At 39.5% G+C, this 20,266-nt stretch carries 15 protein-coding genes; 7 read left to right on the forward strand and 8 right to left on the reverse strand.

The annotated features are described in order from the left end of the window. Window position 1: 1 nt before the first annotated feature. The 5 genes from ED622_RS08890 to ED622_RS08910 all read right to left on the reverse strand — a co-directional run bounded on the left by ED622_RS08890 (window position 2) and on the right by ED622_RS08910 (window position 5,379). The gene (locus ED622_RS08890; RefSeq protein ID WP_122033541.1) at window positions 2–1,720 is read right to left on the reverse strand and encodes an RluA family pseudouridine synthase; all 1,719 of its coding nucleotides are present in this window, start codon (window positions 1,718–1,720) and stop codon (window positions 2–4) included. Between the two features lie 136 nt (window positions 1,721–1,856). Next, the gene (locus ED622_RS08895; RefSeq protein ID WP_122033542.1) at window positions 1,857–2,093 is read right to left on the reverse strand and encodes an RNA-binding protein; all 237 of its coding nucleotides are present in this window, start codon (window positions 2,091–2,093) and stop codon (window positions 1,857–1,859) included. Between the two features lie 168 nt (window positions 2,094–2,261). Further along, on the reverse strand, window positions 2,262–3,200 hold the full coding sequence (locus ED622_RS08900) for a porin (RefSeq protein ID WP_122033543.1): 939 nt from the start codon (window positions 3,198–3,200) through the stop codon (window positions 2,262–2,264). Between the two features lie 174 nt (window positions 3,201–3,374). After that, on the reverse strand, window positions 3,375–4,244 hold the full coding sequence (locus ED622_RS08905) for a (2Fe-2S)-binding protein (protein WP_122033544.1): 870 nt from the start codon (window positions 4,242–4,244) through the stop codon (window positions 3,375–3,377). Between the two features lie 31 nt (window positions 4,245–4,275). Next, window positions 4,276–5,379: an anhydro-N-acetylmuramic acid kinase gene (locus ED622_RS08910; protein WP_122033545.1), complete on the reverse strand. Its 1,104-nt coding sequence runs from the start codon at window positions 5,377–5,379 to the stop codon at window positions 4,276–4,278. A 172-nt stretch (window positions 5,380–5,551) separates the two neighbouring features. On the opposite strand from ED622_RS08910, the gene nagZ reads away from it, so the two are divergent. The 6 genes from nagZ to treC all read left to right on the forward strand — a co-directional run bounded on the left by nagZ (window position 5,552) and on the right by treC (window position 15,334). Beyond that, window positions 5,552–6,547 carry a beta-N-acetylhexosaminidase gene (gene nagZ, locus ED622_RS08915; RefSeq protein WP_122033546.1) on the forward strand — a complete coding sequence of 332 codons (996 nt, stop codon included), beginning with the start codon at window positions 5,552–5,554 and terminating at the stop codon, window positions 6,545–6,547. 198 nt (window positions 6,548–6,745) lie between these two features. After that, window positions 6,746–7,846, forward strand: coding sequence for an efflux RND transporter periplasmic adaptor subunit (locus ED622_RS08920; RefSeq protein ID WP_162922490.1), 1,101 nt, complete (start codon window positions 6,746–6,748; stop codon window positions 7,844–7,846). Between the two features lie 12 nt (window positions 7,847–7,858). Then, window positions 7,859–10,924: an efflux RND transporter permease subunit gene (locus ED622_RS08925; protein WP_122033548.1), complete on the forward strand. Its 3,066-nt coding sequence runs from the start codon at window positions 7,859–7,861 to the stop codon at window positions 10,922–10,924. Between the two features lie 134 nt (window positions 10,925–11,058). Next, complete coding sequence (gene treR, locus ED622_RS08930; RefSeq protein ID WP_122033549.1) at window positions 11,059–12,003, forward strand: trehalose operon repressor TreR; 945 nt, start codon at window positions 11,059–11,061, stop codon at window positions 12,001–12,003. Between the two features lie 147 nt (window positions 12,004–12,150). Further along, window positions 12,151–13,575 carry a PTS trehalose transporter subunit IIBC gene (treB, locus tag ED622_RS08935; RefSeq protein ID WP_122033550.1) on the forward strand — a complete coding sequence of 475 codons (1,425 nt, stop codon included), beginning with the start codon at window positions 12,151–12,153 and terminating at the stop codon, window positions 13,573–13,575. Between the two features lie 88 nt (window positions 13,576–13,663). Continuing rightward, window positions 13,664–15,334 (forward strand): alpha,alpha-phosphotrehalase, encoded by a 1,671-nt coding sequence (gene treC, locus ED622_RS08940; RefSeq protein WP_122033551.1) that lies wholly within the window; start codon window positions 13,664–13,666, stop codon window positions 15,332–15,334. Between the two features lie 92 nt (window positions 15,335–15,426). Here treC and pyk read toward each other — a convergent pair whose 3' ends face one another. Next, complete coding sequence (gene pyk / locus ED622_RS08945) at window positions 15,427–16,872, reverse strand: pyruvate kinase (protein ID WP_122033552.1); 1,446 nt, start codon at window positions 16,870–16,872, stop codon at window positions 15,427–15,429. Between the two features lie 105 nt (window positions 16,873–16,977). Further along, on the reverse strand, window positions 16,978–17,658 hold the full coding sequence (queE, locus tag ED622_RS08950) for a 7-carboxy-7-deazaguanine synthase QueE (RefSeq protein ID WP_122033553.1): 681 nt from the start codon (window positions 17,656–17,658) through the stop codon (window positions 16,978–16,980). A gap of 184 nt (window positions 17,659–17,842) precedes the next feature. On the opposite strand from queE, the gene ED622_RS08955 reads away from it, so the two are divergent. After that, the gene (locus ED622_RS08955; RefSeq protein ID WP_122033554.1) at window positions 17,843–19,057 is read left to right on the forward strand and encodes an ROK family protein; all 1,215 of its coding nucleotides are present in this window, start codon (window positions 17,843–17,845) and stop codon (window positions 19,055–19,057) included. 65 nt (window positions 19,058–19,122) lie between these two features. Here the strand turns inward: ED622_RS08955 and ltaE are convergent, their stop codons facing one another. After that, window positions 19,123–20,130, reverse strand: coding sequence for a low-specificity L-threonine aldolase (ltaE, locus tag ED622_RS08960; RefSeq protein WP_122033555.1), 1,008 nt, complete (start codon window positions 20,128–20,130; stop codon window positions 19,123–19,125). Window positions 20,131–20,266 lie beyond the last annotated feature (136 nt).

A 20,266-nucleotide genomic window follows, 5' to 3' on the forward strand; every position in this document is an offset into this window, starting at 1 on the left:
ATTAAAACTCCGCCTCAATATCAAATTCCATTGGTTCTTTAGTCATTGGATGGGTCAGAGATAAATAGCCAGCGTGTAGGTGTAGTCGATCCGCTTTTTTACCATATAAATCATCACCAACAATCGGCATATTTAAGCCTAAATTATGGGCGCAGTGAACTCGTAATTGATGTGTGCGTCCTGTTTTTGGGTACAGGTAAACTTTAGTTTTATCTTTTATGCGCTCGATGACTTGATACGTTGTCTCTGCCGGTTTTCCATGTTCAAAGCAGACCAACTGACGAGGACGATCATATAAATCACCACGCAGTGGCAGTGTGATCATGCCTTCATCTTGTGCTAATACACCCTCAATTAAGGCGGTGTAACGCTTTTCGATGGTGCGATTGATAAACTGCTTTTGTAATCGTTTATGTGCTTTTTTGGTTAGCCCTAATATCATTAATCCAGAGGTCGCCATATCTAAGCGATGAACGATCAATCCTCCGGTTGCATTAGGGTAGCGCTGTTGAATGCGTGTATATACTGAGTCTTGTATATTCTTACCGGGTACGGATAAAAAATCAGCAGGTTTATTGATGATAAGCATGAACTCATCTTCATAAACGATCTCAATGTCTTTGCCTTCTGCTGGGTTTATCAGTAATGGGTTTTCATCTATTTCAATGCCATCAAGCATATGGCCTAAAATTGGCTGGCATTTACTTTGACAAGAAGCATAGAACTTTTTATGTTGGCGTATTTCAGATTTTGGAGCAACTCCCCACCAAAATTCAGCTAATGCTAACGGTTTTAAACCATGAGCAAAGGCGTATTGTAATAATTTAGGTGCGGCACATTCACCAGAGCCTGCTGGAGGAATATGGTTTGGCGTGTCTTTGAAAATATCATTGAGATCTTTTTCTACACCATGGGTATTTAAGAATTTATATTGTTGAAATAGCTTTTTTTGCAATGCATTAGATAGATTTTTTCGCGCTGTTTTTAATTGCGATAATTCGGTATTGATTTCATCTAACTGCTGTTGAATACGGCTAACTTTATCATCCCAAAAGATCTTAAGATCTCTTAACGTATTTTTCTCTTGGACACTTTCTCTGCCCAATTGTATCTTTAATTGCTCTAGCGCATCGATTGATTCTTGAGAGCTATCTTTAGCGTTGATTTCTGCTTCTGCACGTTGCTCTTTACGTGACTTTCGCCCTTCAATCATCACTTGGCGTTGGGCTTCTAATTGCTCTTGTGAAGCGATAGTCTCGGCTTTTACTGCTGCGGTTAAATCAGCAAGTAATGGGTTGATCTGCTGTTGTTTGATGGTTGCATTTATCTCAGTGATCTCTGCTAACTCTGCTTTGAAGAATCCGTCCTCTTCTAACATATCAAAGACAGGAGGAACAAAGTGGGGAAGGTGATTGCTGTCAGCCACTTTTCCTGAAAACGCAGATAAGAACCCGATCTCGCCTGATGAATGTTGAACGAGTAATACGCCAAACATCTTACCAATGGCTTTTTCGCTGTTGTTTGTGGCCGGTAATTGATTCTCTAAGCCAAAGTTATGTTTCCATTCAGTTTGGCTCTCTAAGTGACATTGTAACTGATTAGCAGCCAGTTCACATAAGGGATGCGGTTCATAATAAAATGGAAAAGTGAATCGCTCTGGCAAAGCGTAGTTGTCAATTGGATGAGAAAAAGAGGTAAAACACAGATCAGACGTAGGCATAATGATATCTATTTAGCAGGGATGAAATAGGGGGATATTGCAGAATGACGCGCATAAAGATAAGTGATTCAAAAATAGGTTGAGACCGCTGATTTTTGAATCACTCGAATGCGTTTGGTTTACAGAAGTAAGTGGCTTATTCTGCTGCTTTTACGCGAATTTTGTCTTTACCAAACTTTTTACCGTCTTCTGCTGCAATAGCGGCTAACGCTTCTTCTTCTACTAGCATTTCAACAAAGCCAAAGCCCTTTGATTCACCAGTGATTTCGTCGATTACTAACTTACAGTATTTGAATGAACCGTGTGCTTGGAACATTTCACGCAGTTGGAATTCAGACATAGTACGAGGAAGATTGCGAACAAGTAATTTCATGAGTAACCATATAGTAGTGATTTAAGGGTACGTTATAACAGATCTTGGTACTTTACCCAAGTACTCTGTCTCTTTAAGAAAAGAAAATCCGAAACCATGCAGTAATGGTTTCGGATTTGTATTTAGCCCTCCACCCAGAGCGCTAAAATTTGGGCGTATTCAGCTGGATTAGAAATCGTAACGTAGGCCAAACTGAAGTTGGTCATCTAGATTATCAATCTGCTCAAACTTGTACCCTGCATAGGTACGAAAGCTTTTGTTTAATTTGTAAATGGCTTCAATGGCAACATTGTTTACGGTGTCATTGCTGTCAATTTCTTGGAAGTTATAAACGCCTTGGAACACCCATTGGTCAAGTTTATAAGCGGCAGCTAATTCATATCCACTAGCATCAAGTTTATCGACTTCTCCCGTTGTAAATAAGCCTGATACCATAAAGGCATTAAGCGTGTAGCGAACCGCTAAGTTAATTTGATCTGCATCTAGTGTTGTGATGCCATTTGGAGATTGTTCTCCAGAGGTGTAACCAAGACCAAAATCTAAGCCCATTGGTAACGCATACATACCTGAAATACCAAAGCTGTCGTTTTTCTTTTCGTTACTTGCAATGTAGTTTGCTTGAATAGTGAGTGCATCAAATTCACCTGAGTATAAAAAGTTATTCTCACGTTTATCTTTGTTGCCTGTGGTTAAGTCAGCCGCATCACCACCGAATGTAGCTAAAATATCGGTGTAATCGGTCAGCATTACTTGCGCAGAATCTTGTTGGCCATACGAGAAGTTACCAACGTTTGTGCTTAAACCTGCGAATAGGTAACGCGTATTTACAGTATTGTCTTTACCACTACCAATCTCGACTTCATAGGTACCAAATGCCCCTAAGCTATCGTTGATTTTAGTTTTCCCTTTTAAATTAATACGAGCACGACTTTTGTCTTCAAATGAACTATCTGCTGCGGTTTCATTATTATCAGAGATATTTGCACGAGCTTCGGCTCTGCCACCTACTTTTAGTTGAGTGTCATCTTGATCATAAACCGTTGCTGCTAAAAGAGGGGCTGATACAAAAGAAGATAAAATAGCTGTCGATAGTAGTAATTTTTTCATTAGATCCCATACCTTTAAATTAACCAAAACAGTCCGTTTAGGCTTAGTTATTTGCTTGGGTTCTAAGATAAAATTTATATATGAAAGATTGATGTAAGTTTTGTTTAGAATTTATAAAAGTAATATGTCAGTTGAGTGACTAACATATTACTCTTGATAGGATTATTTATTAGTTTATGAGCTAGGAATTCGCTTAATGTTCTTTTTATGGCGCTCTTCTTCATTTAATAGTTGGCAGGTTGCACAGTTCTTCTTGCCATCTATTTTGTACTTCATGCAACAGGTTTCACGCTGAACATAGAGAATTGCTTGCTGTTTATTTTCGGCTACTCGTATATGCGCAAGGTTTTTTCCAATTTCTGGCATAACGCTCTCGAGCCATTGCTGTGCTTGTGGCGCAAGTTGATTTGCTAGATCAGAGGCCAATCCATTTTCAGTTAAGCGCATGAAAAAAACACTGACTGCCAGTGAAACGGCTCCCCAAAATGGTTTGTGCTTCAGTCTTTCTTGTTCAAATAATACACTTAGTCCACCACCTATTTGCTGTAATAAATGGGTAAATGCTTCATCAAGTTTCTCTTGGCTCTCTACGACGGTCGCTTGTGGTTCAGAAGCCAAAGGATCGGTTGCAAGGCAAACAAAAGGGCAGGCGTTATTAATTTTCAGTGATTTTATCTTTTCGCCATTGGGTGTTGAAATGAAAATATCGTTAAACTGAATAATAGGAACGCGATTAAAGCGTAAACGTAGAGCGACTAGGCTAGTAAAAAATTGGTTATTAAATGATTTTAGCCACATGGAAGCCGAAACGTTCGTATTGACGTCGTTTTTTTTACCGAATAACTCAATCGCGTTGGATAAGTTGACTGGTAACCACTGATTTAATGGTAAGTGCTTATCATCCAGCTGTTCTTTATTGATTGCTTTGAGTTTGAAATTGTCATCAGCATCGTTTAACCATGCCAATTGCTCTTTTAAAGAGTGGCATGAATCAGATGATTTTTTGCTGCGCCATAATGGCGTTAATTGTTCTGCAATATGCATATGAGCTACTTTAAATTATTATTATTTGTATTTAAGATGCCGGGTAGATTACACCTAAACTTGCATAACGAGAAGCGCCCGTGACATCCGGTTCGTTACTTGGTAAATCATGAATTCGTTGATGTGCTAACCATGCAAACGCCATTGCTTCCATATTGTCACTATCTACATTGTAGTCGTTAGTGCTAATAACTGCCCAATTTGCTAAATGGAATTGCAGTCTTTCCATAAGATATTGGTTATGAACACCACCTCCACAAACGAGCAGTTTTGCACTCTCTCCAACATGGAATTTTAGAACCTGATCGACAATCGTAGTTACGGTGAACTCCAATAACGTTGCTTGCACATCTTGTGGTAGATAAGGGGTATTTTCAATATATTGAGAAAACCAATCTAAGTTGAATAACTCACGCCCGGTACTTTTTGGATAAAGGCGAGCAAAATAGCTATGCTGCTTCAGGTTTATCAAAAGTTCATCAATCACGGCTCCACTGCGAGCCCAATCGCCATTCTTATCGTAACTGACTTGTTGGTGCTCGGTGATCCATGCATCCATTAACATGTTACCTGGGCCTGTGTCATAACCGATAACAGGGGAGTCTTTCTGTAAAATAGAAATATTAGAGATGCCCCCAATGTTTAAGATAACGTGTGTGCTCTCGGGTTTTCCAAATAAAGTGTGGTGGAAAGCAGGAACTAAAGGTGCACCTTGTCCGCCTAGTGCCATGTCTTTACGGCGAAAGTCAGCAACGGTATTAATTCCTGTTTTAGCAGCGATAATATTGCTATCGCCAAGTTGCATTGTGAAAGGATATTGTGCGTCAGGCGAATGAAAAACCGTTTGTCCATGGCTACCAATGGCAGTGATATCTTCTGGTTTAAGATTGAGTGTATGAAGAAGATGAAGTGCTGCGTCCGCAAATAAGTGACCTAAACGATGGTCAATCTCTCCAATCACTTTTAGGTTGGTTTGCTGCCCAGTACAAACCGCCAGTAAATCTGCTTTTAGTTGAGGATCCATTGGGAAATCAGCATGACCAAGTAGGTTGATTTTTGTGCCATTTGTCTCAACGACAACCGCATCGACACCGTCTAAACTGGTTCCTGACATTAAGCCAATGTATTTTTCCATGTGGATACTCCATAACTACGGATTAATTAACGGTTTTATTGTGCCATAAAGTGTTGGGATAATATCTATGTTACTCACACAATTGACACAAAATTTCCATAGATAAGATTTTAAAATGAGAAAGGGCGTGATACTTTAAGCCTATAAAAATTAAGACGATTTGGAGAACGTTATGGGTCCGTTATGGCTAGATGTTGAAGGGTACGAAATAGATGCAGAAGAGCGTGAGTTGCTTCAACATCCAACAGTGGGCGGATTAATTCTTTTCGCTCGAAATTATCATGATCCAAAGCAATTAGCAGCATTAACAGCTTCTATTCGTAAAGCGGCAGGGCGTCCAATTCTAATTGGTGTTGACCAAGAAGGCGGTCGAGTTCAGCGTTTTAGAGATGAATTTACGCTTATTCCACCAGCGCAAGCGTATGCTGAAATGGATAATGGTCTTGAGTTAGCGAAAACGGCAGGCTGGTTATTGTGTTCAGAGCTCGTTGCTCATGACATCGATCTTACGTTTGCACCAGTACTCGATAATGGTTTTGATTGTAAAGCCATTGGTAACCGAGCATTTGGTGATGATATTAATACTATCGTTAAATACAGCACAGCTTTTATGAAAGGTATGAAATCAGCAGGAACATCGACAACGGGGAAACATTTCCCTGGGCACGGTGGTGTGATCGCGGATTCGCATTTAGAAACCCCTTATGATCACCGTGACAATATTTTTGAATTGGATATGGCGATTTTTAAAGCACAAATCGAAGCGGGCATTTTAGATGCGATGATGCCTGCCCACGTTATCTATCCTGAATACGATTCGTCACCAGCAAGTGGCTCTTCATATTGGTTGAAAGACGTATTACGTAAACAACTTAACTTTAATGGCTTGGTGTTCTCTGACGATTTAAGTATGGAAGGCGCCACTATTATGGGTGGACCAGCAGAGCGTTCTCAGCAAGCCCTTGATGCCGGTTGCGACATGGTATTAATGTGTAATAATCGAAAATCAGCCGTCGAGGTTTTGGATAACTTAGCCATTCAATCCGTAGAAAAGGCCAATAATTTGCTTAAAACTACGCATTTTAATCGCAGCGAATTACTGAGCAGCAAAGAGTGGAAAGAGGCTAGTTTCACCATAAATAAAGCCTTTGATAAATGGAAGTCGTAATCGAACTTAACGAACAACAAAACGCACTAGCTTAGGTTGGTGCGTTTTTTTATGTCTTATTATTAATGAGTTACATGTGATTTAGCAACAGTGATTAGTTGATGTCGGTCCAATTTGATAATGCTTTCACTTTTATTTTACAATGCAGAACGATATACTGGTATGATATGCGCTATCAGCGTAACATTGGAGTCTATTGTGAACTATCTCATTATTCTATTTACTGCTTTTTTGTTAGTCGGTTGCGAAAAAGAACCAGCTTTAAATAACGATACGAAAGCAGAAGTCATTCATAGCGTTAAATACCTTACGACAGCCCGAACCTCTTTTATTATTGAAAGAGAGTTAGCGGGAGTAGTCCAAAGCACACGAACTTCACCATTGAGTTTTAAAGTTGGCGGTACAGTAAGTGATATCTTGATTGCTAAGGGCAATCGAGTGAAAAAAGGACAAGTACTTGCGAGATTAGAGACGGATGAGTTAGAACTAACAATTGGCAAAGCTTCGGCGTCCTTAGGGGCAGCTCAAGCTGCATTAGTTCAGGCTGAAGATAAATACAGCAGAGCTGAGAAGTTACAACTTAAAGGGTTTGTGAGCGACTCAGAATTATTAAATATTAAAGCTGATTTTGATGCTAAGAATCAGCAAATGCTTTCTGCTCAAATTGATCTACGTAATGCAAAATTAAATTTATCACGTACGGAATTGATTGCACCTTACGCAGGCTTAATCAGTCATGTCATGATTGATGATTTTACAAAGGTAAATTCAGGCCAGAAAGTACTTGAATTGGTTAATAATAACTCTTTAGAGGTTGCCGTACTTGTTCCTGAAAGCTTGATACAGTATTTTAGTTTTGGTATGGGAGTAACGATAGAAATTCCGGCCCTTGATGATTTACAAGTCTCTGGGGAGTTAACTGAAATTGGTGCCGTTGTTGAAAAAGGAAACGCCTATTCAGTAACGGTTCGAATTTTAGAAAGTAACAATAAAATCCGTAATGGAATGTCAGCCAATGTGATGGTTACCCTTGGTAATGAAGATCCAACGGCGATTGTATTACCGTTAAGTGCTGTGAATTTTGATGATATTAGCGCAGCGCGAGAAGAGAAAAAAGCGGCAATCTATGTCGTAAACCCAACGACGATGACATTAGAAAAACGCTATGTAGCAACAGAGCGTACATTGGATAATAAGTTTAAAGTTTATGATGGATTAGTTGAAGGCGAGCATGTTGTTATTGCTGGTGTTCCGTTCTTATTTGAAGGCCAAAAAGTACAACTTTGGCAGGAAAAATAAGGAAGCATTATTATGGGAAAATTAACTCGTTTTGCACTAACTAATGCTCGCTTTACGCAAGTTTTTATCATCATGCTTTTTATTATTGGGATTTCTACATTTCTAAAATCACCCAGTAAAGAAGATCCTGAGATTATGATCCGTAACGCGATTGTGGTGGCTCAATTTCCGGGGATGTCACCTGACCGCATAGAAAAACTGATCACCAAACCTTTAGAACGTGAAATAAAACAAATCCCCGAAGTGTCAGAGATTAAGTCATGGGTTAGAACGGGTGTTACTCAAATTAATGTATCGGTTCATGATAAGTACTTCGAGCTGCAGCCAATTTGGGACACGTTACGTAATAGGATGGAAGAAGTCCAAAACAAATTGCCTGAAGGGACTTATGGACCTTATGTGAATGATGAGTTTGGACGAGTATATTCTGCGACTATTGCCTTAACTGGTGATGACTTTACGCCTCGTGAACGACGACGTATGGCTGAGTTTTTACAAGATAAAATGAGCACCTATTCAACCATTTCTCAAGTCGCATTATACGGGGTTCAAGAAGAGCGTATTTGGTTAACGCCAAAAGACGATACGATTGCAGAAAATAAGTTTTCGGTTAAACAGATAAAAACAAGTGTTCAAGCTCGCAACGTTGTTTTACCCGGAGGAACAATAGATGCAGGAGCATTAGAAGTTGTTATCGAGCCGTCAGGAAATTTTGAATCAGTTGAAGAGATTCAAAATATGGTGTTGTTTGAGCGAGACAGTGGACAGAGTGTCTACCTTCGAGATTTGATCGACTTAAGCCGAGGTTATGAAGACCCCTTCAAAACGCCCGTATTCTTTAATAATCAATCAGCGATTGTGATTGCTGCATCAATGGCAGATGGCACTCGCAGTGATGATTTCGGGGCTGATATTGAATCATTTTTAGCTGAATATCAAAAACAATTACCGGCTGGAATGGCTTTGGAATTAGCGACATTTCAACCTGAAAAAGTCACCGCATCAGTCTCTTCTGCAACCTCAAATTTAATGCAAACGGTTGTTGTTGTGCTTGCTGTTGTTATGCTTTTTCTTGGGGTAAGAATGGGCTTGATTGTAGGTAGTATCGTCCCTTTAACCATTCTATTAACCATTATTGGTATGTCGGTATGGGGCGTAGAACTGCAGCGAATGTCCATTGCTGCCATTATTATCGCTCTGGGTTTATTGGTGGATAATGGCATTGTTATTGCTGAGTTTATTAAGACTAAAATTTCAGAGGGAATGGAGAAGGTAGAGGCGGCGGTATTGGCGTCTAAAACCATGGCTTTGCCGTTACTAACGTCTTCACTGACCAGTATTTTGGCCTTTATGCCGTTATTATTAGCTCAAGATGTGACGGGAGAATATCTTCGATCTTTATCTCAAGTTATTACGTTAGCATTGTTGGCTTCGTGGTTCTTATGTCTATTTGCAACACCCGCCTTATGTGTTTGGTTCTTAAAATCGCCAAAACCAGGCATTAAGAAAGAGGCACTAAGGAAAGAAACGCTTCTAACTCAAGCTTATAAAAACGTAATTGGTTATGCGCTTAATTATCGATTGTTGTTTATTTCAGCATGTGTATCGTTATTTTTCTTGGCTATTTTTGGTTTGAAATTCGTTACGATTCAATTTATGCCAGGCTCTGAGCGTAATCAATATCTAGTGTTCTTAAATTTACCAGCAGGAACTACCGTTACAGAAACGACAAAAGTGACTCGTCGTTTAAATTCATGGCTATTAGATAAAGAGCAAAACCCAGACGTCACGAATACGGTGGCGTATATTGGCGATGGTGGCCCTCGCTTCTTCCTTGCGCTAGCGCCAGTGGATCGTGCAACGAACCGTGCATCTATGGTGGTTAACACCACAGATACCGATTCTGCTTTAGAAATGGTCGCTAAAACTAATGATTTTATTGTTCAAGAATTACCAGAAGCCTCAGGGCAAGCCAAACGTATGTGGTTAGGCGGTACAGAGCTTGGGTTGATTGAATATAAAGTCGTGGGTGATGATGAGAACGTACTTAGGGTTATTGCGAGTCAAATTGAAAATGCGTTACATCATATCCCAGGAACCGTGGGTATTGATAATAACTGGGAAAATAGCGTCCCTAAAATCACTATTGATATTGACCAAACTGCAGCGCAAAGGGCAGGGATCACCAGTCGTGATATTGCGATTAGTTTGAATAGTTTTCTTGAGGGTTATGAAGTGACTAGTTATCGTGAAGATGATGATGTTATCCCTGTAATGATCCGTGGTAATGATGAGCGAAATGAAATTGGTAAACTCTTTAGTATGCGGATCATTTCAAGCAGTTCAGGTGAACCACTGCCGTTATTACAGTTTGCTGATTTCTCAACTACGCGAGAATCTGCTGTTATTCGACGTGAAGACTTGCAAAGAGTGATGACTGTCAGCGTTAAGCACGCCAATCTTCAAGCAAGTGAATTGAATAAATTGGTTCAGCCTTACTTAGAGAACTTGAAGCTACCTGACGGTTATTCTATTGAGTTAGGTGGAGAGCTAAAGGGAGCAAGTAAAGCTAATGGAGCACTGTTTGGTTACCTTCCACACTGTTTTGCTGTTATGGTTTTGCTGTTGTTATTACAATTCAATTCTGTGCGTCGACCTGCCATTATTCTGTTGACGATCCCGTTATCCTTAATTGGAGCAGTTAGTGGGTTACTGATAATGGATGCGTATTTCACTTTCCCAGCAATGCTTGGTATTTTCAGTCTCGCGGGGATCATTATTAATAATGGCATTGTATTAATTGATTGCATTGAGAGTAATCGAGCAGAAGGAATGTTGATAAGAGATTCGATTATTGACGCCTGTATGACTCGATTACGACCAATTGTGATGACAACATTAACAACAATACTAGGTTTAGTTCCACTGGCAATTTCTGGTGGTGAATTCTGGTATTCGATGTCGATTGTGATGATGTTTGGTATGGCGGTAGGTACATTACTTACATTAGGGGTTGTCCCTGTATTGTACAGCTTGTTCTTTAGAGCAAATAAATACGACAGAGAAGCCAAAGCGTAGTTTGTTTTAAACCGAAAATAGATAATTTTCAAAGCCTGATCATGTTTATGGTCAGGCTTTTTCTTTTTGGTTTAGAATAGAAAGCGTTAACGTTATAATCAGGACTACCCCTTTACTTATTGGATACAGTAGACATGACGAAAAAATTGACGATTCTTGATATAGCTAAAATGGCTGGTGTTGGAAAATCGACGGTTTCTCGTGTATTAACCAATGATCCAAAAGTGAAGCCAGAAACTCGACTGAAAGTAGAACAGATAATTAAAGAGTCTGGTTTTACTCCCTCTAAATCCGCTCAGAGTATGCGTGGTGGCAGTCAAAAAGTAATAGGGATCATCACATCTCGTCTTGATTCACCTTCAGAAAATAAAGCCATTAGCGGCATTTTAGAGATTATTTATCAGCAAGGTTATGATGCCGTGATCATGGAGAGCCAGTTTGATACTCAAAAAACCAACGAGCACTTAGAGGTATTAAGAAAACGCAGCGTGGATGGTGTCATTCTATTTGGTTTTACAGACTGTGATATGGCTGAAATTGAGCGTTGGAATGAGCGTATTATCGTGATTGCAATGGACACGGATAAGGTGAGCTCAATTAATTACGATAATCATGGTGTTATCAGACAAGCGTTACATTACCTTTCTGAACTACACTTAACGAATATTGCGTATATCGGTGTTGATCCAAACGATAAAACAACGGGTAAATTACGTTTGGATGCTTACCTTGAATGGTGCCAAGAGCATGATCTTTTGCCGAATTTTGCCACAGGGCAGTTAGATCACAAAAGTGCTTATGCGTTAGTTGATTCTGTTCTTGATGATGAAATTCAAGCGATTGTTTGTGCTAGTGATACGTTAGCCTTAGGGGTTGCGAAACGTCTTCAAGAGCTACAGCGCAATGATGTTCAGATCACTGGTGTCGGTGGTAATGAGCTACTTTCATTTCTATTCCCCAACATTATTAGTATTAACCCAGGCTATCAATATGCAGGGGAGAGTGCCGCTAAGCAGCTTTTACAACAATTAGAAGCAAGCGTAAGTATCGCGCATCTAACCCAGCCTTTATCTCTTTAATATTGTCTAAAAAACACGCTTTATTGTGATCTGATTCACTTTGTGGGATTGTTCCCATTTATTTTTTGTTTCATCTTTGTAATTATACTTAAAACGAAATGGGAACATTCCCATGAATGTAAAATAACAATCAACGTGGACAAAGGTATGAGTAAAATAGAGAGAAAGGACGTACAACGTTTGATCGAACTGATCGGGGGATCAGAAAATATCGCTAGCGTAAGTCATTGTTTGACTCGCTTACGTTTTGTATTAAATAACACCAAAGGTGCTGATGTAAAAGCGATTGAAAAAATCCCAATGGTAAAAGGGTGTTTTACCAACGCTGGGCAATTTCAAGTCGTCATTGGGACTGAAGTTGATGAAGTATTTAAGATATTGAATGAACTTTCAGGCGATAAAGGTGAGTCAAAAGAGGATGCAAAACTCGCGGCTCGCCAAAATATGAATATATTAGAGCGTGGTATTTCACATCTTGCTGAAATATTTGTTCCATTACTGCCTGCTATTATCACTGGTGGTTTGATTCTAGGTTTTAGAAACGTCATTGGCGATCTAAAAATGTTTGATGGCCAAACCTTGGTTGAAATCAGCCAGTTTTGGGCAACCGTTCATTCATTCTTATGGTTGATTGGTGAAGCTATATTCTTCTTCTTGCCTGTTGGCGTGTGTTGGTCAACGGTGAAAAAGTTAGGCGGGACGCCAATTTTAGGTATTACATTAGGGGTGACGTTAGTATCACCGCAATTGATGAACGCTTATCTCATAGGTAAAGAAGTACCTGAAGTGTGGGATTTTGGCCTGTTTGTTATCGAGAAGGTCGGTTATCAAGCTCAAGTTATTCCTGCAATGCTAGCAGGGGTTGCACTGGCCTTTATTGAAACAAATTTAAAGCGCATCGTTCCTTCTTATCTATATCTTGTTGTTGTGCCTTTTGTTTCAATTATCGTTTCTGTCATTTTAGCTCACGCATTCATCGGCCCATTTGGTCGAGTACTCGGTGATGGTGTAGCAATGGCTGCTAAAGCGGCTATGACTGGAGATTTTGCGATTGTTGGGTCTGTGATCTTTGGTTTCTTCTATGCGCCATTGGTTATTACGGGTATTCATCACACAACCAATGCGGTTGACTTACAGCTGATGCAAGAGTTAGGCGGCACACCTATTTGGCCATTAATTGCATTATCAAACATAGCTCAAGCATCTGCTGTTGTTGGAATTATTATTATCAGTAAGAAAAGTGGCGAACGTGATATTTCAGTGCCTGCCGCGATTTCAGCTTATCTTGGTGTGACTGAACCTGCGATGTACGGGATTAACTTAAAATATAAATTTCCAATGCTAAGCGCAATGATTGGTTCTGCTATGGCTGCTGCTATTTGTGGTGGGGCCGGTGTGATGGCAAATGGTATTGGTGTTGGTGGTTTACCCGGTATTCTTTCTATCCAACCACAATATTGGGGCATTTATGGTATTGCCATGCTAGTCGCGATTTTTGTTCCAGCAATATTGACACTTGCGATGTATAAACGTGCACAAACGAAAGATCAGCTAGCTGTGTCAGCGGTATAAACAGTAATAAACAAATATGAAATAACACCTTTGCATGATGTGTATATGAACAGAGGTGTTCTCTTTTTTAGTGGTTGAGAGAATAAACATGACAAATTCAGAATGGTGGCGTACAGCGACTATCTATCAAATTTACCCAAAAAGTTTTTGTGACAGTAGCGATAAAGGCACTGGTGATATTCAAGGTATTATTTCTAAATTAGATTACCTTCAAAAATTGGGTGTCGATGCAATATGGCTAACACCAGTGTATCAATCACCGATGATCGATAATGGGTATGATATCGCTGATTATTACTCAATTAATCCAGATTTTGGCACCATGACTGACTTTGATAATCTACTTGAAGAAGCAAAGTCTCGTGGTATACGCATTATTATGGATATTGTGGTTAATCATACTTCGACAGAGCATCATTGGTTTCAATCTGCTTTGGGAAATAAAGAGAGTGAATACCGTGATTATTACATTTGGAAAGATCCAATCGATGGAAAAGCCCCAACTAATTGGCAATCCAAATTTGGTGGCAATGCATGGGCGCTAGATGAAGCGACAAATCAATACTATTTGCATCTGTTTGCTAAAGAGCAAGCGGATTTAAACTGGGAAAACCCAAAGGTTCGCCAAGAAGTAAAAGAAATCATTAGTTTTTGGGCTGAGAAAGGGGTTGATGGTTTTCGATTAGATGTTATTAACCTTATTTCAAAACCGAATGAATTTATTAACGATGAAAGTGGCGATGGACGTCGTTTTTATACCGATGGTCCTAAAGTGCATCAATACCTGCAAGAGATCAGCGACGCCGTTTTTCAAAAGTATGGCTCTGTTACCGTAGGTGAAATGTCATCAACTACGTTAGAGCATTGTCAGCAATACTCTGCTCAAGATGGTAAAGAATTATCGATGGTATTTAATTTCCATCACCTTAAAGCTGATTACAAAAATGGAGAAAAGTGGACCAAAGCTCCGTTTGATTTTTTATCGTTAAAGTCGATCTTCAATCATTGGCAAACTGGCTTAAATGGCAAAGGTTGGGGGGCTCTTTTTTGGTGTAACCATGATCAACCAAGAGTGGTGAGTCGCTTAGGTAATGATAAAGAGTACCGTGAATTATCCGCTAAAATGCTCGCTTCTTCGGTGCATATGATGCAAGGAACACCGTATATTTATCAAGGTGAAGAGATCGGGATGACCAACCCACATTATACGTCTATTGAACAATACCGAGATCTTGAAAGTACCAATATGTTCGACATTATGGTCAATCAAGAAAAATCAGTATCTGAAGCTGAAATGTTGGAGATCTTAGATCAAAAATCTCGTGATAATTCACGAACACCGATGCAATGGAATGGTACGAGTCATGCCGGTTTTACTCAAGGAGCACCGTGGTTATCTGTAGCTAACAATTATCCACAAGTGAATGCAGAATCCGCATTAACAAATCAAGAGTCGGTATTTTATTTTTATAAAAAGCTAATTCAATTGCGTAAAGATATCGATGTGATTACCACTGGGGATTATGTCGATTTGATGCCAGAGCATGAAGAATTGTTCTGCTATCAACGTGAAAATGAAACTCATCGATTAATTGCTGTTCATAACTTTTATGATAATGAAGTGGGATTAAGCCTTGATGTTCAAGGACAAGGCGCTGAATATATTTTGAGTAATTATGGAGATCTGGAAGCGGAGAAGCCACAATCGAGTATGGTTCTTAGACCTTATGAATGCAGAGTGATTCTTATTGAAAAATAATATAAATCTGAGTCATTATAAAAAATAGAACACATAAAAAAACCTCGTAACTCAAATTGATTTACGAGGTTTTTATTTTAAATGTCGATCAATTATTCAACCGTAATGATACGCATACAGTTAGTAGAACCAACGATATCCATTACATCACCTTGAGTGATGATAACTTGGTCGCCAGAGCTCAATAGGCCTTTCTCTTTTAGCGTACTGATTGCTGCGTACGTTGATGGAAGACCAGAGTCAGCGTTTTCATCAAAGAATACAGGCGTTACACCACGGTAAAGAGCAGCGCGGTTTAGTGTGCTTTCGTTACGAGATAAAGCAAAGATTGGTAAACCAGAGCTTAGACGTGACATCATTAGTGGAGTACGACCAGACTCAGTAAGCGTGATCATCGCTGTGATGCCTTCCATGTGGTTTGCAGCATACATGGTAGACATTGCAATCGTTTCTTCAGGTGTAGTGAAACGACGGTCTAAACGGTGGTTAGACACGTTTACAGTTGGAACTTTTTCAGCACCAATACATACACTTGCCATAGACATTACTGTCTCAACAGGGAAGTCACCAGCTGCTGTTTCAGCAGAAAGCATTACCGCATCTGAGCCATCAAGTACGGCGTTAGCAACATCCATAACTTCAGCACGTGTTGGCATTGGGCTTGTGATCATTGATTCCATCATTTGTGTTGCAGTAATAACCGTACGGTTAAGGCTACGAGCACGACGGATAAGTTGCTTTTGAACACCAACTAGCTCAGGATCGCCGATTTCAACACCTAGATCACCACGAGCAACCATTACCACGTCAGAAGCCATGATGATGTCATCCATTGCTTCTTCTGTAGCTACTGTTTCAGCACGCTCAACTTTAGCAACTAATTTTGCTTCAAGGCCCGCTTCACGAGCTAGACGACGAGCGTAGTTCATGTCTTCGCCGTTACGTGGGAAAGAAACCGCTAGGTAATCAACTTTCATTGCAGCAGCAGTGATGATGTCAGCTTTGTCTTTTTCAGTCAGTGCGTCAGCAGAAAGACCGCCGCCTTGTTTGTTGATGCCTTTGTTGTTTGATAAAGGACCAGCAACGGTTACTTCAGTGTGAACCTTGTTACCTTCAACAGAAGTTACTTTAAGTTGAACACGGCCGTCATCAAGAAGCAATACATCACCAGTAACAACGTCTTGTGGAAGTTCTTTATAATCTAGACCAACAGAGTCTTGATTACCTTCGCCTTTAGGTAAATCGCTATCTAGGGTGAATTTATCACCAATAGCTAATTGGATTTTACCGTCTTTAAAAGTAGATACACGAATTTTAGGACCTTGAAGGTCACCAAGAATAGCAACGTGAGTACCAAGTTTTGCAGCGATTTCACGTACTTTCTTAGTACGCATGATGTGGTCTTCTGGGCTACCGTGTGAAAAGTTCATACGAACAACGTTTGCACCAGCGGCAATGATTTTTTCTAGGTTATTATCACGATCAGTTGCAGGGCCAAGAGTGGTAACAATTTTTGTTCTACGTAGTCTGTTAGACATATTATCTCCAAGATGGATGTTGTTGTGTTTATTCTGTGATCAAGTAAACATATATCGAGAATGATGACAATTCCATGATTCAAACAAGGAAATTGTAAAAAACCATTACGCAATCGCTAAATATTTGTGTGTTTGTATAGAAAGTCGCCAGTTTCGTTTGATGCAAGTTTCAATACAAAGCTCGGTTGCTCGTGGTTTTTGGCTAATTGGTTGCAATGCAATGGTGACATCATCAAGCAGTTTTACACCGTCTAAGAGTGTTTCTAATTGCTCAATGTCTTTATTGGTGCCAACAGGGTGTTTAATTTCGTTTGCACGCATTAAGGCTTCTTCTAAAACAGGAAGTTTGCCTTTCATATTAATCTTTGGTGATACGGTTACCCATGTATTTTCTGATGTGAGAACAGGGTACGTGCCACTGGTTTCGATCTGGCAACGGTAACCATGCTGTTCTAACTCTTCTGTTAATGGGGTTAAATCATACATGCATGGTTCACCACCAGTGATAACCATGTGCTTGGCTGTGTAGCCTTGCTCTTTAAGCATGTTAATAATTTGAGTGCTAGTGAGCTCTGTCCAGCTAGGGTTATCTTCAGTTTTCGCTAAAATAGTGGCTAAATCAGTTTGGTCGCTGAGCTCTACATCCCATGTTTGTTTGGTATCACACCACGAGCAACCCACAGGACAACCCTGTAAACGTAGGAAAATAGAAGGAACTCCGGTAAATGTGCCTTCACCTTGAATGGTTTCGAATAGCTCATTAATCTTAAATGTTGACGATGACATAATTATTTTACTCAAATAAAAAACTACAAAATTTGGTGGTTGAAATACGTGTTAAAGTCGCATTTTCAGTAAATATTTCATAATCTTCGTGATAGACATCACGTAGGTTAACACTTGGACTTCACAATTTGTTCGCAAAGTAAAAAAATGAAATTTGATGAAAAATTATTTATTGGAGAGACGCATGTACGTGGCCCAACCCGGACACATTGATCACTTAAAACAAGTAAATGCTGGACGGGTGTATAAGTTAATTGATCAACTTGGCCCTATCTCTCGAATCGACCTTTCTAAAAAAAGTAATTTAGCTCCTGCCAGTATTACAAAAATCACACGTGAATTAATTGATGCACACCTTATCAAAGAAACGCAAGTACAAGAAGCAAATAGTCGCGGAAGACCTGCAATTGGACTTGAAGTTGATAATGAAGGTTGGCACTTTCTATCTCTACGTTTAGGCAGAGGGTACTTAACAATTGCATTGCATGAGTTAGGTGGTGAGCAGCTCATTGAAGAAAGACAAACTATTCAGGAAATAGAGCAAGATGAATTACTTGCTAAATTATTGGTTGAGATTGAACTGTTTTTTCAAAAGCATTCTAAAGTGCTTGGAAGGATCACGAGTATTGCCATTTCATTACCAGGTTTAGTGATTTCAACACAAGGCCTTGTTATTCAAATGCCTCATTATAATGTTGATAATTTGCCTCTAGGACCCAAAATACACGAAGCAACGGGGCTGCCTGTTTTTGTTGGTAATGACACGCGTAGTTGGGCATTGGCAGAGAAGCTATTTGGTAACTCTCAAGAACACGATAACTCAATTCTGGTATCAATTCATCATGGTGTTGGTGCTGGTATCATTATGAACGGTGAAGTTTTACAAGGCAGAACGGGCAATATTGGTGAGATGGGACACATCAAAATCAATAAACTGGGTGCTCGATGTCATTGTGGTAATTCAGGTTGCCTAGAAACAGTAGCCAGTGCTAAATCGTTACGTGACCAAGTTCAAAAGTTAATTAAGGATGGGCATCAAACGTCCTTAACAAATAAAGAGATAACAATAGAAAATATCTGTCTTGCGGCTAATGCAGGAGATATGTTGGCAAAACAAGTGATTACAGAGCTAGGTCATAACCTTGGCGAAGCAATTGCGATTATGGTGAATCTATTTAATCCTGAAATTGTATTAATTGGGGGAGAAATTAACCTCTCAAAAAAACTGCTTTATCCTGTGATTATGGATGCAATTCAAAACCAAGTATTGCCACTGTATGCCAAAGACACTAAGTTAGTTGAAAGTCGTTTTTATACTCAAGCAACGATGCCGGGTGCAGCGTTAGTGAAACAAGCGATGTGTGATGGTTCGTTGTTAATGAGGGTAATTGAAGGGTAATATTTATAATCTTTTATTCTATAAAATAGCAGCTGAAATGAGCTGCTATTTTTATTTGTAGGCAACTAGGCTTCGCGTTTAAGAAACTCAATAAAAGTATCAATATTTTCTTTTGAAACGTCTTTATGAGTAACAAATCGAATAGGGTTACTTGCAGACAGTAAGATATCTTGCTCTTTCGCTTTTTGTACAACATCATGAATATCGATTTGACTATCTAAACGAGCAAAGACGATATTCGTCTGTATATGCTTAACATTAACGTTGAAACCAACAACTGTATTCAGTTGTTCTGCTAAATACTTAGCGTTGCTATGGTCGATGGCTAATTGTGGCACTTGCTCTGTGAGTGCCAGTTTAGCTGCAGCTCCTAAAATCCCCGCTTGTCTCATCCCACCACCGAGCATTTTTCTAATGCGGCGTGCTTTTTGGATATATTCTGTAGTACCTAACAATAAAGAACCAACAGGGGCTGATAATCCTTTTGATAAACAAATTGTCATGCTGTCAAAATGCTGAGCTATCTCTTTAATATCAACATCCAGTGCAACTGCTGCGTTATAAACTCGTGCGCCATCAAGGTGAAGTTGTAGGTTGTGTTTATTTACAAACTCACGCGCTTGTGCCAGATAAGAAAGAGGTAAAACCTTACCATTAATTGTGTTTTCTAAACTTAGTAATTTGGTTCTGGCAAAATGAAAGTCATCAGGTTTAATAGCAGCTTCAAGCTTACTAAAGCAAAGTGAACCATCAGGATTGTTTTCAACAGGTTGAGGTTGAATTGAGCCTAATACCGCAGCTCCTCCAGCTTCATACTTATAATTATGCGCTTGTTGACCACATAAATACTCATCACCACGTTCACAGTGTGCCATTAAGCCAAGTAGGTTAGCCTGAGTACCTGATGAAGTGAAAAGTGCTGCTTCAAAGCCGTGTCGCTCTGCTGCCCATGCTTCTAATTCATTAATGGTAGGATCATCACCATACACATCATCGCCCACTAGGGCATTCGCCATAGCATCACGCATGGCTTGAGTTGGTCTTGTTACGGTATCAGAGCGAAAATCAATCATGTTTACTTCCTTGCATTGGCGCATTATATATTTTCAGATGAATACAGAATGGCAGTGTTATTATTATGTTTCACTTTAGAGCAAAGATAACATAGTGTTTATAAATGTGAAAATAATGTCGACAACAACTTTTATA

The organism is Aliivibrio sp. EL58 (genome assembly GCF_900312675.1).
GTDB lineage: Bacteria > Pseudomonadota > Gammaproteobacteria > Enterobacterales > Vibrionaceae > Aliivibrio.

Bases quoted from the DNA above. Each gene is read 5' to 3' on its own strand.
- ED622_RS08890 (WP_122033541.1), bottom strand. From the start codon at position 1,720: ATGCCTACGTCTGATCTGTGTTTTACCTCTTTTTCTCATCCAATTGAC.
- ED622_RS08895 (WP_122033542.1), bottom strand. From the start codon at position 2,093: ATGAAATTACTTGTTCGCAATCTTCCTCGTACTATGTCTGAATTCCAA.
- ED622_RS08900 (WP_122033543.1), bottom strand. From the start codon at position 3,200: ATGAAAAAATTACTACTATCGACAGCTATTTTATCTTCTTTTGTATCA.
- ED622_RS08905 (WP_122033544.1), bottom strand. From the start codon at position 4,244: ATGCATATTGCAGAACAATTAACGCCATTATGGCGCAGCAAAAAATCA.
- ED622_RS08910 (WP_122033545.1), bottom strand. From the start codon at position 5,379: ATGGAAAAATACATTGGCTTAATGTCAGGAACCAGTTTAGACGGTGTC.
- nagZ (WP_122033546.1), top strand. From the start codon at position 5,552: ATGGGTCCGTTATGGCTAGATGTTGAAGGGTACGAAATAGATGCAGAA.
- ED622_RS08925 (WP_122033548.1), top strand. From the start codon at position 7,859: ATGGGAAAATTAACTCGTTTTGCACTAACTAATGCTCGCTTTACGCAA.
- treR (WP_122033549.1), top strand. From the start codon at position 11,059: ATGACGAAAAAATTGACGATTCTTGATATAGCTAAAATGGCTGGTGTT.
- treB (WP_122033550.1), top strand. From the start codon at position 12,151: ATGAGTAAAATAGAGAGAAAGGACGTACAACGTTTGATCGAACTGATC.
- treC (WP_122033551.1), top strand. From the start codon at position 13,664: ATGACAAATTCAGAATGGTGGCGTACAGCGACTATCTATCAAATTTAC.
- pyk (WP_122033552.1), bottom strand. From the start codon at position 16,872: ATGTCTAACAGACTACGTAGAACAAAAATTGTTACCACTCTTGGCCCT.
- queE (WP_122033553.1), bottom strand. From the start codon at position 17,658: ATGTCATCGTCAACATTTAAGATTAATGAGCTATTCGAAACCATTCAA.
- ED622_RS08955 (WP_122033554.1), top strand. From the start codon at position 17,843: ATGTACGTGGCCCAACCCGGACACATTGATCACTTAAAACAAGTAAAT.
- ltaE (WP_122033555.1), bottom strand. From the start codon at position 20,130: ATGATTGATTTTCGCTCTGATACCGTAACAAGACCAACTCAAGCCATG.